Origin of the sequence: Halobacteriovorax sp. RT-1-1, from assembly GCF_047085455.1 — a bacterium.
Classification (GTDB): Bacteria; Bdellovibrionota; Bacteriovoracia; order Bacteriovoracales; family Bacteriovoracaceae; genus Halobacteriovorax_A.
On sequence record NZ_JBKIXZ010000002.1, the window covers coordinates 496,134 to 509,117 of the forward strand.

At 38.4% G+C, this 12,984-nt stretch carries 8 protein-coding genes and 1 other RNA gene; 5 read left to right on the forward strand and 4 right to left on the reverse strand.

Annotated elements, in window-relative coordinates:
* The first annotated feature begins 402 nt into the window (after nucleotides 1-402).
* Both ACMAWV_RS12770 and ACMAWV_RS12775 read left to right on the forward strand, forming a co-directional pair.
* Nucleotides 403-4,077: a hypothetical protein gene (locus tag ACMAWV_RS12770; RefSeq protein WP_412470271.1), complete on the forward strand. Its 3,675-nt coding sequence runs from the start codon at nucleotides 403-405 to the stop codon at nucleotides 4,075-4,077.
* A gap of 198 nt (nucleotides 4,078-4,275) precedes the next feature.
* Nucleotides 4,276-8,061 (forward strand): hypothetical protein, encoded by a 3,786-nt coding sequence (locus ACMAWV_RS12775; protein WP_412470270.1) that lies wholly within the window; start codon nucleotides 4,276-4,278, stop codon nucleotides 8,059-8,061.
* A gap of 52 nt (nucleotides 8,062-8,113) precedes the next feature.
* On the opposite strand, the gene ACMAWV_RS12780 is transcribed toward ACMAWV_RS12775, so the two are convergent.
* Complete coding sequence (locus ACMAWV_RS12780; protein ID WP_412470269.1) at nucleotides 8,114-9,289, reverse strand: hypothetical protein; 1,176 nt, start codon at nucleotides 9,287-9,289, stop codon at nucleotides 8,114-8,116.
* Nucleotides 9,289-10,065: a hypothetical protein gene (locus tag ACMAWV_RS12785; RefSeq protein ID WP_412470268.1), complete on the reverse strand. Its 777-nt coding sequence runs from the start codon at nucleotides 10,063-10,065 to the stop codon at nucleotides 9,289-9,291. Before ACMAWV_RS12785 ends, ACMAWV_RS12780 begins: the two co-directional genes overlap by 1 nt.
* A 113-nt stretch (nucleotides 10,066-10,178) precedes the next feature.
* Between ACMAWV_RS12785 and ACMAWV_RS12790 the strand changes: the two genes are divergently transcribed.
* From ACMAWV_RS12790 to ssrA, 3 genes are all read left to right on the forward strand, one after another.
* Nucleotides 10,179-10,994: a hypothetical protein gene (locus tag ACMAWV_RS12790; protein WP_412470267.1), complete on the forward strand. Its 816-nt coding sequence runs from the start codon at nucleotides 10,179-10,181 to the stop codon at nucleotides 10,992-10,994.
* A gap of 10 nt (nucleotides 10,995-11,004) precedes the next feature.
* Complete coding sequence (locus ACMAWV_RS12795; protein ID WP_412470266.1) at nucleotides 11,005-11,586, forward strand: hypothetical protein; 582 nt, start codon at nucleotides 11,005-11,007, stop codon at nucleotides 11,584-11,586.
* A 121-nt stretch (nucleotides 11,587-11,707) separates the two neighbouring features.
* Nucleotides 11,708-12,075, forward strand: a transfer-messenger RNA (tmRNA) gene (gene ssrA, locus ACMAWV_RS12800).
* Between the two features lie 75 nt (nucleotides 12,076-12,150).
* Here the strand turns inward: ssrA and ACMAWV_RS12805 are convergent.
* Together ACMAWV_RS12805 and ACMAWV_RS12810 are read right to left on the reverse strand one after the other, a co-directional pair.
* Nucleotides 12,151-12,513 (reverse strand): hypothetical protein, encoded by a 363-nt coding sequence (locus ACMAWV_RS12805; RefSeq protein ID WP_412470265.1) that lies wholly within the window; start codon nucleotides 12,511-12,513, stop codon nucleotides 12,151-12,153.
* The gene (locus ACMAWV_RS12810; RefSeq protein WP_412470264.1) at nucleotides 12,506-12,982 is read right to left on the reverse strand and encodes a hypothetical protein; all 477 of its coding nucleotides are present in this window, start codon (nucleotides 12,980-12,982) and stop codon (nucleotides 12,506-12,508) included. The genes ACMAWV_RS12805 and ACMAWV_RS12810 overlap by 8 nt, the downstream gene beginning before the upstream one ends.
* Nucleotides 12,983-12,984: the final 2 nt, after the last annotated feature.

Sequence of the window (12,984 nt, forward strand, 5' to 3'; positions counted from 1 at the left end):
AGTAATTTGCTCGGGTTATTAAAAACCCATACTTGATTGACTTTATCTTTTGAAAAATGTCTTTTTCCAAAATAAGGAAATCTTCAAATAATTGCCAAGTATTTAAGTAAAGAAAAAGTAAAGTTTAACAAGAGCTATTTACAATGTGATTCGCTCAAAATAATGTTTATTTGAGGTTATTGAAAAGTCCTTATCTTGTGTGTAAAAGCCTGGCCGCCGTCTTTTCCTGTCTCTGCTTAAGTTGCGGCCAGGCATTTTTCAATCCTCAAATTTATAATTAAATCTCAAGTTGCTTTAATACTCCTCACAAAATTTAGATGCACTGAGACTGTTGGTAATACCAATGGGCGGTTTTTTGTGCATAAAGTTAGTCTTTTGAACTTTTAGAAGAAGGGGAGAAATATGAATACAATTGGAATTAGTAAAAAATTAGTTATTTTATCACTTATGGCCGTTGCTTCACATGCAACATTACCTGATGAAATTGATTATCAAAAGTATTCGAAGCTTTATGATACTTCGAAGGCCCAAAGCCATTCAGCGATGTTTAAAGTAGAAGAGCTAAAAGCTGAAATTATGAAAATCGCTGAGCTTCTTGAAGTTAATACTCACGATGTTGAATTAACTCAGAAAATCGTTGCTGATGCGACTGCTATGATTGATCAATTAAGCGGGGAAAGCGAAATTCTCGAAGTTAACTTAAATGAGCTAGTTAGAGAACAGGGGCAAGTAGAAGAGCTCTTAGTTTCTGTAAAAAAGGAACTGAGTGAAGGTCAAGTCATCATTAGTAATAATGAGGCCATGCTTACATCTCTTAAAAAGAGTGTTGAACTTGAGCAGTCAATTCTAAAAGAAACAATTGCACAACTTGATGCTAATAGTCGTTTAGCTAAAGAGAATGAAGATCAACTTATCTCTTTAAAGGCAAGAGTTACTCTTTTAAGTAAGCAAACTGATAATAAGTCTGTTGAAGTGAAGAGCTTAACGAATGAGTACAGTAGTGTACTTAGTAAAGTCTCTAAGAATAAGAAGCAGCTCGATACTCTTTTACCAAAAGTTAGACCATTAGAATTAGAAATGGAAAAGCTTGATAATTTTGTTGCCCGAAAAAGAGAAATCTTTCGTTCAGCAAAACTTAAGGCCGAAGAAATTAATATCGACTATAACGAGCAAACAAGTAATATTCGTCCTCTTTTAAGAAAGAGAGATACAATTCTTGCAAATCTTAGTGTTGAAAAGAAAGAATATTCTAAAACTCATGTTGCCCTCATTAAGTACCAAGAAATTATGGATACTGTTAAAGAAGAAGCAACTGCTCTTGAAGCTGAGATTGAAAGAATTGAAGCAGATCAAACGATTAAAAAACATGAATTAGAAAAGATCGAAATCGACTTACTACAGTTAGGTGATGATCAGACTTCTCAAAGAAAAGATTTACTAGCTAGAAAGTTACTCGTTGAAGGTGAAATTAAAGCATTAAATGATGATTTCCAAGCTGTTAAAAAGAAACTTTCAGTAGTTGAGTACAGGATTAAAGAAGGCGATTTAAAGCTAATGTTCCTTGAAAAACAATATATTAGTGCTGAGAAGAAACTAAGATATCAAGAGTCACTACTTGTCTCTGTTGATGAGAGGATTATTAGAACTGCTCCACGATTTAAACAAGTCGAAGCTGCTCTAGAAGAAGCTAAGTTAGAGTTAAAACGTTCTCAAGATGATCTTGGTGCATCGATCAATGATTATGAAGAAGTGAAGCATAAACTTACTGTTTTAAATGGTGAGATTAAAGTGCTTAGTGAAGAAGGTGCTGATCTTAGAAAGAAAGAGCTTCTTGCAAAGGATAAGCTAAGAGTTGCTCAAGTGTCTCTTAAAGAACTTAAAGAAGAGCATGTAAATACTCAAAATAAACTCGTTGAAACTGAAGTGAATTCAGGAAAGATCTCAAGAAATCAAACGACTCTTGAATCAAATCGTGACTTACATCAGAAGAAAATTTCAAGTCTTAATGACAAGATTTTTGAAACTAAAAAAATGTCTGAAGATACTGCTAAGAGAACAGAAGAGTTAAATATCATTGTTTCTGAAAAGACTAAGAGAAAATCTGAGCTAACAGATGAAATCATAACAACACGTTCTCGTCTTAGAACAAATTCTTCTGCTATCGTTGAAAATCAAGCGGAACTTAAGGCCGGTCAGGATTTCTTGGCCAAGCTAGAAAAAGAAAGTACAGAACTTCTTATGCGTAAGACTAAGAGTGAAGAAACTCTAATTGTCTCTGAAGCAAGAGCAGAAGAATTAGAGCAAAAAACTCAAGATGCTCGAATTAAGTTTGAAACTCGTCAAAATCTATTCAATGAGTATGTAAGTGAGTCTAAGGTTCTTGGACAAGTTGATGCTATTACTGATGGTGCAAGTATAGGTTCTGAAACAGCATCTGCAGATGCAACAGCGGATGCTAATAAGTACGGTGGTCTAAATGGTCAAAGCGTAGGAGAGTTAGATAGCTACCTTGTTGGTCTTGAAGAAGGACTTGAGCAAGGGAAGACTGATGGCTATGAGCAAGGTGTTAATTCAAAAGAAGATTACGACCTAGGACATAATGAAGGTTATGCAATAGGGCTTCAAAATGCCAAAAATATTGCTATGGAAGAAGACTTTCACACTGCGTTTACGCAAGCAAAAGAGCTTAAGATGTCAGTTCTTCCAGACAGTCATGTTGTTCTTGTTAATAAAGTACAAGAAAAAGCTTTCTTTATGGGTGCTGTGGAAATGCCATATCTTGCTAGCCTTGATGAGAACACATCTGATGATACTCATTCAGATCATGTTCCATTTGATCTTGGAAATTCAAAAGATACTTATGAGGAAGAAGTTACTCGTATCCAAGCTGAAATAGAATCTCTTACAAGTAATATTGAAGAGATCAAAGGAAGTGCTGAATATGTATATACAGCGCCAGCTAAGATTGCAGAAGGTAAGGCAGAGCTTCGTTGTCAAAAAGTATATAAAGCGGTTGCTGAGCTAAGGGCCATTTGTGAATCTTCTTATCATGAGCTTTACGGGCAAGAGTTCCTAGCTTCACATCGAAAGGTATACTTTGAAGAGTACGATCAACTCTTTGTCGATGCCAGAGAAGAAGCGAGAACTAACGATCATGCTGACACTCGTAAGATTGGTTTTGATCGTGGACACCGTTATGGATTTGGTGATGCGATGGTTGAAGGTAAGAACGTGGCCTTCGAAAATGGAAAGAAAGATGGAGCACTTTTAGCTGAAGAGGAAAATCTTGGAGAGCTACGCGAACAAATGGCAATGGAAGGAAAAGAGAAAGGAAACGCTCTTTTTGAAGAACAAGCTGTTGTAAGAGTTGATAAGTCGAGAGGGGCCATTTTAACAAGTGGAGATCCTAGAGGACTTGCTCAAGATAGTAACTTTGGAGTTGGACTTGGACTTGTAAACTTCGGAAAGATGGCAAGTGAGAAAGGCGCTATCTCTGCAAAGGTTATTTCTACAACTGATAACGTTGAAGTTTTCGATAAGAAGGTAAACCTTATTGATCTTCCAGCAGAAACTAAGATGGATCTAAAAGATGTGATTTTTGCGAAAATTGCAAATAATGCTCAACCAGGTTCTGAAGTAATTATGGATATTGAACTTACTTATCCAGGTGATAGCTTAAAAGATAAGTATACTGAAGTGACAACTTTCAAATCTGTTGTTCTTCCTAATCCTGACATTAGATATGCGGTTTCATTCGATGAAACTGTCGAGTACGGGAAGTGTTGGCTAGGATGTAAGTATAAAACTCACGATGTTAAGTTCCAACTTAAGGGAGTACGTGACAATATCCCTGGTGAATTTAATGTTAGATTAGAGGTTCTAGAAGGTGGTAAGTATATAGATTTAAAAGAATCAGCACTTACTCTTGGGGTTCCTGGGCAAGGTAAAATTGAGTCAGGAAAACTTTCTTACAAATTTAAAGAGAAGGCTTCTGGAAAAGAGTTAAAATTCAAATTTGAAGTCCTCTATAAGGGGAGCGTACTGCATACCAAAGTTTTCAATGTTAAAGTAAAGTAATGTCAAAAGGGCCCACTTAGTAAATAGGTGGGCCTTTTTGGCCTTTAGATCCTGTAAATATTTCAAATCACAATGTCATATTCTGATAAAAACTTACAATTGCCTCGATAAATTAATTTCTTTTTGAAGTGCCCTCAACATTCTCAATAGGGAATTATAAAACAATTCTTATCAAAGTGATCAAAAGGAGAGGGAATCATGATGAGATCAATTGCTGAAGTAGCAAAGAAGAGAAATGTTGTTTTATTAGCTGTTATGGCCATGGCCGCCAATGCACATGCGGGACTTCCATCGGGACTTCCAGACGAGATTGATTACCGTACCTATCTTTCCTCATACAACTCAGCTAAGTCTCAAAGTGATGCTGCTAGAATGTCTGCCACTCAAATCAGTGATCTTATCCTTGAAATCGTTGCTAGGCTTGAGGCCAATGGAAGTGAGATCTCAATCTCAAAAAGAGAGATCGAAGAGGCCATCCTTCTTGTTTCTGATTTAAGTACACAAAATATGAATCTTGAAACGACAATTTCAGAGCTAAGCTTTGAAAACCAAGGCCTAGAACAAGAACTTCAAAGACTTGCTGACTCACTAAGCGATGTAAACGGAGAAATTAATCGCACTGAATCTGATCTTTCAGGCCCTCGCAATACGGCCCGCAACCTTAAGCGTGCTCTAGACTCTGTTCTCTCAAGTCTAAGAGCTAATGGAGATCGACTCGATAAAGCACAAAAGAAATTAGACCGCACAAGAGATCAGATCAAATCACTAGAATCAAATATCTCTAAAGCAATAGATGAGCGCGACCGCTTAAATATCAAACTTCCAAAAATCCAAGAAGAAATAAAATCAAAGAAACAAGATCTTGCGCAAGCAACTTCTAAGGTTTCTACTTTTGAGTCACAAGTCGTAAATGCTCGCACAAAACTTCAAACGGCAAATTCTGAAGTTAGTGAAGCACAAGCGCAAGTAACTCAAATCGAAAATAAGATCAGTAAACAAGAACAAGCAGTTAAGCCACTAGTTCAAAAAAGAAGTAATTTACAGTCTCAATTAAGTACTGCTCAAACAGCATTATCTGCTAAAACAAGCGAACTTGAAAAAGCGAAGAGGGAACTTGAGAGTGCAAAGTCACAAATCGATGGACTTAAATCACAAAGAGGTCCTCTTGCTTCTCAAAAGACTAATCTTGATAATAAGAGATCTGTACTAGAAGCTGAAATGGTACAAGTTGAGGAGGCCCTTAAAACTCTAATGGCCGGTGATCGCAACGATCGAGGTAATGCTAATCAAATCAAAAACCTTAGAGAGCGTCGTAAAATTTTAAGAGATAAAATCCAAGAAACAAAAACACGCCTAACTCAAGTGACTACAGAGCTTGAGCAACTTGCTAAAAAGATTGCTAAGGCCGAAAGTACAATCAGTGGTGGTAGCAATCAGATTGCTATCCTTGAGTCTGAAATAAATACGAAAAAGGGTGAGGTTAGAAGTCTTCGCCAAGATATTAAAGATGTTGAAGCTGAGATCGCACAAGCGGCACCTCAGCTTGAAAAGCTAAGGCAAAGACTAGTTGCAGCTCAAAATAGTTTAAATAGTGCAAAGACAGCTCAAGCATCGGCCAAGTCTGATCTTGATAAGGCACAAGCTAAGCTTGCCCTAGTTAAATCTGATATAAAGCGTCTTGAAGTTGATATCGCTTCACTTCAAGATCAAAAGCAAAAAGCATCACAAAGAGTTGCACTCATTGATTCAGATCTAAAGAAATTTAGAAATGAACTAAATCGTGAGAAGAATCAGTTTGATAGTCAGCGCCGTGAAGTTGGCTCACTAAGAAATACTCAAAATGCACTCGTGGCAGAACGTGATTCATATGAAAGAAGACTATCAGTAGTTGAGTCAGACATTAAATTACTTGTTGATCGTCTTGATTCACTTCACGTAACTCGCTTAGAGTTAGAAGAGCAGTCTCAAGCAAGAAGTGAAAGACTTGTTGCCAACCAAAATATCATCGCTGATTCATCACAACGAATCATGCAAAACTCAAGTGTTATCGCTTCGAAAAGATCACAGATGGCAAGTAACGAAGACCGTATCGCAGATCTTGAAGTTGAAAGAAGTCGTCTTCTTGAAGATAAGCTAGTTAAAGAGCAAGAGTTTGCAAGAGCAGACACTGTTGCAAGTGATCTTGAAAATATCACAAATAATAAGTACCAAGCATACCAAGGCCGCAGCAACCTTTATGTTCAATATGAAAGAGATGCAAAAGCTCTTGGAGCATCTCAAGGTGAAGCCGCTGGAGCAACTGCAGGTGAGTACAAGGCAAGTGCTGATGTACAAGAAGATGCAAGTTTCTTTGGGGGTGCCAACGGGAAGAAGCTAGGTGAGTTACGTGGCTACCTTGCGGGACTTGTGGATGGAAAAGAAGATGGTCTTACAAAGGGGTATGAGGCCGGTGTTAATTCTCAAGCAAGCTATGATGAAGGTTTTGCAAAAGGGTATGAAGCTGGTGTTGCAAAAGCTAAGAGCTTAGCAAAGTCACAAGAATTTCCAAAAGGATATGAGCAAGTTAAGAGCGAGACTTTCTCTAATAAACCAACAAATAGAGTGATGTTATCAAATAGTGTTAACGGAAGCCTTTTCTTAGAGAAAGCATTCTCAATGGCACAAGAATTTGTTTCTCCAGCTTTTGAAGCATTAGATTTTGTCGCTCCTGAATACACAGCGACTACTGAATCATTAGGTTCAAGATTTACTTCAAAAGTAGATCAAGAGATCGCCAAAACACAAAGAGAGATCGAGTCATATGAAAATGATAGTGCAAAAACAAAAGCGCTTCCTCAGTATGCCTACACTGCGCCAACTCGTATCGATATCGATGAAGACTTCAAAAATTGCTTTGATGTTTACAAAGGTGTTAATGAGTTCAAGAAAGCGTGTGGTGCTTCTTACGATGCCGCTTATAAAGCTGAATTTAGTGTTAGTCACAAAGATACTTACTTCGCAGGCTACGTGGACTTCTTTGAGAGTTCTCGTGATGAAGCTGCCGCTGGTAATTTTGAAGAAGAAACGCAAAAAGGTTTCGACAAAGCTTACAAGACAGCCTTTGCTGAGGCTCGCCTAGAAGGAGAAGGTGTTGCCTTCAAAAATGGTGTTGCAGATGGTGAGGAAGCTGGATTTGATGAAAATATCCAAGCAGCAAAAGAAGAAATGCTTGCTCTTGGTAAGGCCCAAGCAAAGAAGCTATTTGCTAGTAACGCTGTTGTTCGCCTTAACCAAGCAGCACAAACAAGTGTAAAAACTGAAGATGCAAAAGGTCTAACTCAAGATGGAAAATTCTCTGTAGGTCTTGGGCTTGTAAACTTTGGAAAACTTGCTTCAAACCGCGGTGCGATTAGTGCAAAAGTAGTTGCAGCAACTTCAAATGTTGAAATCGTAAACTCTCGTACAAACTTAAGAGTTCTACCAGCACAAGCACAAATTGAGCTAACAGATGTTATCCAAGCGAAAGTTGCAAATAACGCTCGTCCAGGTTCAGATATCGAAATGAAGATCGAGTTAACTTACCCAGGTGATGAGCTAAGTGGAAGCTACACTGAGATTGCAACATTCAATGCAAATGTTGTCGTTAACCCAGAGGTTCAAGTTGCCCTTGATTTTGAAGATAAGGTTAAGGATCGCAAGTGTGCGCTAGGTCTATTTAACTGTAAGTTTAGAAGCCACGATGTAAAAGTTAAGCTAACAGGTCTACGTGACTTTGTTCCTGGAAGCTACGATGTTGCAATCAGTGTACTAGAAGGGGATAAGTTTGTTGAACTTAAGAAAGGATCAACTAAGGTTGCAGCTCCTGGTCGCGGTGTAACAGCAACTGGTGCCCTAACTTACAAGTTTAAGAAAAAGACAAAAGACGACAAACTTAAGTTTAAAGTCGATGTTTCTTACAAAGGCGAATTACTACAAAGTAAAGTAATCGATGTAAAAGCAAAATAAGAATCAAAGAAATTTATAATTAAAATTAGACCCCTCGTCCAAGGGGTCTTTTTTATTCATTTAGTGGACAATCTTTTTCACTTGCACAATGACTTCTTAACTCATGAAATTGAACAGCAGCATCAGCATTATCATTGTGAGCGATTGTCGCTCCTCCAAGCTCTCCCCAATTTGGAAAGTTGTAGTAAAGGCCGCCATTCTCATTGATTTTAATTCTATTGTGACACATGTGATTTAAAAAAGGTTCGTTGTCGTTGTCTCGTACGCAAAGTTCGATATTTCCATCGACGATTCGATAATCAGAAATTAGGGTTGTATGAGTAAAACCAGCGCTTTCTTTTCTTGTGAAGACAAGTTGTGGCTGTTGGTTATTGTCAATTTTCTTCTTTATATCCTCAAGTAGCTTTTGAGAATCTTCACGCTTCATTGGTGACGTTGACAAAGTTGTCTTTAGGCCTTGAAAAGTCATGGCCTTGTTGGCCCACTCTTTTGACATTTTCGTCGCAAGATATGATTGAAGATCTGGGTGATATGAGAGCTCAAAAAGGTTATTAAAACCAGGGATTTTTCGAACTTTATTATCGGCAATATCATCAATAATCTTCTTGTAGTATTCAAGGGATTCTTTGCGCTCTTTTGAATCTGGAGCAGCATCCAAGTTAGCGCGAGCTTCTTTCTTACTGCCATCAAAGAAGGCAAGGCGATTAAACTTTGATGTTAGAGAAGCATGTCCCCAGCAATACCCCTGAGTCCCTTCAATATCTGATAATGTGATGGAATCGTAATTTCTAAAGGCCATAGAATTATTTAGTTTGCTATTTTCAATTATGGGATCGCGTCTTTTGAAAATATCAAAGTTATTTGGACATAGGGTTTCACATGAGCAAGTCTCACTTGTGCAGCTTCCCCAGCTCTTACACGAACAAACCTGCTGGCGAACTTCTTTAAGGATATTTCCAAAGTCTTCAAAAGCTGTCTCTCTTGTCGGACGCTGACAATCCACTTGTTCAGATGACAGAAGTTGTACATGTTGCTGAAATGAAAGTCTCTTGGTTTCCTCAGCGGTTTTAATTTGATTGTATTGATAATTACTAATGGCCGACTTCGCTCCACGATAAGGAGTTGTGATAAGATTTTTTACCGCCGTAACAGCTCCTAGTCCTGCTTGGTTACACGAGCCGAGAGCTAGTAAAGAAATAAGAAAGAAAGTGGATACCAGTAACTTCATTACTTAATATCCTTAAGAGCAGAGGCTATATGCACCAGAGCAGGAGCTTCTTTCTTTGCTCTTTCAATTAACTCATCTAATCCCTTATGCTTTAGCTTTCCTGATTTTAAATAGCGACAGATCTCCATCGAGACTGCGTAGGAATTTGGAAACTCTTTAAGCATTTGCTCACAGTAGAAGCCATGCTTTTTACCCTTTAGACGTGAAAGAGTGTCGTATTCAAGCTTGGCATTTATATTTGCATGTTCTAGTCCTGAAGGATTTCTAAGAGCTAGGGCCTTTGAGTATTTCTTCTTGGCCATGAGTTCTTTGACATTCTTATCTTTAAAGAATTGGCCATAGAATCCACTTTGAATTTGTTTTGAATTAGAAAAGACATTCTTCCAAAAACGCAGAATCTCGTCTTTATCGGAATCTTTAGAAGAAGCAATCGCTTTTTGATATGACTTAAAATAGCTCTTGGCCTTGGCCTGATCGAATTTATAAAGCGCAAAGAGGTAGGACGTTTCTAACTCTAATGGGTCAACTTTTTTAGGTTTAAGTTTTTGGGCCTTTTCATAGAAGCTTATGGCCTTGTCTAAGTGGCCGTAGGTTTCAAGCTCAAATGCTAAGACGATATAGGCATTAAACTTTTCTTCATTAGTTAGACTTTTTTCAATGCCGTGTTTTTTTATAATTTCTTGGGCACTACTTAATAGGGCAGCATCTAATGCTGAGGCCGTGGCATTAAGTAGCATTAAGAGGAGTAAAAGTATTGAAATTACATATTTCTTCACAGACTTCTTATCGGAATCTGTTCGAATATATTGATAGGGTAAGTACTTGATATGTCATTAGATGTCATAAGTTTTTATTAGGCGATGGGACCAGAATTTGGGAGGATATTCCTATGAAAAAACTAATCCTAATCGCAATTTTAAGTCTTAGCTCTTACGCAAATAACTGCTCAAATCTTGAGGTCATCGCAGACACTTACAAAAGTGATCTTAAGGCCGAGCTTCAAAAGACATTTTATCCCGAAGACGCCGAAGGCCAGGCCAAGTTTCGCACAAGAGTTGGCCAGAAGCTTAACTACCTAAAGGCCCTAAAGCATCAAGTGGATGTGTGCTATCAAGACTATCAAATGAAGGATGAGGTTTATAATTGCAGTCTATCTGCTGATCTTCTAAAGTCACGCCATCCTGGAGGTCTAACGACAAGTTATACTGGAGCGATCTCTACTGATGGTGATTGCATGGCCTATCTCTTTCTTGGGCATACCATGACTCGAAATCGAGAAGGCAAAGTCGTGCTAAAAAACCTTGGTGGGAAATTTGAAATCAACACGCTTTATAAGTGCAGTGGCGCTTATACAACTGAGGAAGATTCATTTCGTAAGATGATCTTATCAGGTGATAATTTCTTTGTGATGGATCAGTACATGATTTATCGCACCGATGTGAAGGTACTTGGCAAAAAGTATGTGACGCAAAACCTTCTTGAGATTAATTATAAAGATTCTGAAATAGTCTTTCATTACGGCGCAGCTGAACTTGCTATATCGACAAAGGATGGAAGTGTCATTCGCACAAACTTCCTGACGATGGATGAGGTGAGTGAGGGACGTTGTGAGACTTCGTATAGTGAAAAGAATAACTCAATCTATCCACGCACAAATATTGACGAAGAGGCGTGGGGATTTAAGTTAGAATACGTGGCATACTGAGATTTATGATATGAGAGCAAAGAAAGTTTTAATCACAGGCTTTGATGCCTTTGGAAATAATCTCATTAATCCAAGCGGCGAAGTGGTTCAAGCAACCACGGCCAATTTCTCACACCTTGAGGTTCACAAATTAATTCTTCCAACAGTTTTTGAAAAGAGCTTGGCCATCTTAAAGAAGGAGGCCTTCTTTTTAAATCCCGACTATATCATCTGCTTTGGCCTTAACGAAAAGGCCCGCGAAATAAACCTCGAAGTTCTGGCCCACAACCTTAACGATGCAAGCATCGCAGATAACGAAGGCAATTGCCCGGTAAACGAAGTGATCTTTGAGGGAGCAGCCGCAACTTATGATTCCACTCTTCCTATAGGGGAGATTGAAGACGCCCTTCTTGCGGCCCAAATTCCCGTGGCCATCTCTCGCGACTGCGGACGCTTCGTGTGCAATCACGTCTTCTATGGCATTCGCCACATTATCGAAGAAAAGAAGATGCGCGCCAAGGCCGGCTTCGTTCATCTTCCAAGCTTTGAGACCATGGGGCTCAGTGATCAGGTTGAGGCGCTTGAAGTGATTTTGGCGGTGGTTAATCACTAAGTGAATCTAATCGCGGAAGCGTTGCGCAAACTATGAACCGTTTTCTTTCCACTTTTGAAATGCTGTGCTATACTGCCGCTTACGTATATTTGTTCCAAATATCCGCAAGTCAAAATCTAATGGGGGTGCCCTGGTTTCGACGGGATGGTTGACAGGTATCCGGGCGTGTCCAGGTTGGTCTCCACGGTCCTGGTAAAAAGGAGTCCACCGTTAATTGCAGACGATTATGCAATGCCAATGGCTGCCTAATTAATTAGGAATAGTCTTGTGAGGCGCTACTGCCAAGAAACAGAATGTAGCAATCCAGTTGAATCTGCTGGTTAACTAGGTTTCGAGCCTGCCGGGGCATCTCGTTAATCACTCACCGGGGTTTGCCGAGGTCACGTATCACGGACAGTCTTGTCTTCCGACGATAAATGAAGACTACACACGTAGGCCGCTATCAAGACGCTATTTCGGACGTGGGTTCGATTCCCACCACCTCCACCACGATCTTCTAACTATTTAATATTATTCAGCTTTTCGTGGTGGTTGCCTTGTCGTGTGGCAACGGTGTGGCAGGGTTTACTCGTCATTTAATATGTCATCTAGAGTCTCGTCCATGTTATATAGTTTTGACTTAACAGTAGAGTAGAGCTCTTTAAATGATTGAATAGCTTCAGGTGAGTCGTACGATGAAGTAGAGTGAGTTACAAATTTTATGTCGGTCTGTTCGTATTTCATAGCATCAACAAGATATTTCACGTCAGACTGATCAGGATAGTAAAACAAAGAATAGTTAGTTGAAGTTATATATGATATGCCCCAGACATATTGTTTGTACTTGAAGAAAATCTCATTATCCGAGTAACCAGAGCCTTCACGTGCATCTTTAATTAAGTCTTTTTTATCAATCATCTTATTAATTACTTTTATAATTTTATCCATTTCTATCTACCTCTGTTCTATCTAATCCATTTACTGTACTGAGACTAAGATGTCTAATTACCTCAAATAACTCATGTCCAATCACTCTCTTTTGTGGTTCTGTTAGAGAGTTGGGATTATTAATATGACTATCAAGTTGTGCAATGAGGTCAGCGCATTTTGTCCTTAATAAGGGGTTACCTTTTAACTGGCCTGATATTTCACTCATTAAGTTTATTATTTCGTTTCTATTGGTTTTAACTTTATTGTCTTCATCTATTTTAAATCTTTCTAAAGAGTGTAGCTTTGCTCTTAGATCACTGAGTGCCACTTGCTGGGTATAGTTTTTAAGAACATTATACAAATTTGTAAATTGCTCTTTTTTTGTAAAAAATAAATATATTACTATACCAGATGCAAAAATAGCCGTTATAAAATTAAGGTACTCTAGCAACGATTTTAAATTTGCTAAGGTTATCAAATTTGACATTA

Coding starts and splice junctions, on each gene's coding strand:
- ACMAWV_RS12770 (WP_412470271.1), top strand. CDS start 403: ATGAATACAATTGGAATTAGTAAAAAATTAGTTATTTTATCACTTATG.
- ACMAWV_RS12805 (WP_412470265.1), bottom strand. CDS start 12,513: ATGGATAAAATTATAAAAGTAATTAATAAGATGATTGATAAAAAAGAC.
- ACMAWV_RS12795 (WP_412470266.1), top strand. CDS start 11,005: ATGAGAGCAAAGAAAGTTTTAATCACAGGCTTTGATGCCTTTGGAAAT.
- ACMAWV_RS12780 (WP_412470269.1), bottom strand. CDS start 9,289: ATGAAGTTACTGGTATCCACTTTCTTTCTTATTTCTTTACTAGCTCTC.
- ACMAWV_RS12810 (WP_412470264.1), bottom strand. CDS start 12,982: ATGTCAAATTTGATAACCTTAGCAAATTTAAAATCGTTGCTAGAGTAC.
- ACMAWV_RS12775 (WP_412470270.1), top strand. CDS start 4,276: ATGATGAGATCAATTGCTGAAGTAGCAAAGAAGAGAAATGTTGTTTTA.
- ACMAWV_RS12790 (WP_412470267.1), top strand. CDS start 10,179: ATGAAAAAACTAATCCTAATCGCAATTTTAAGTCTTAGCTCTTACGCA.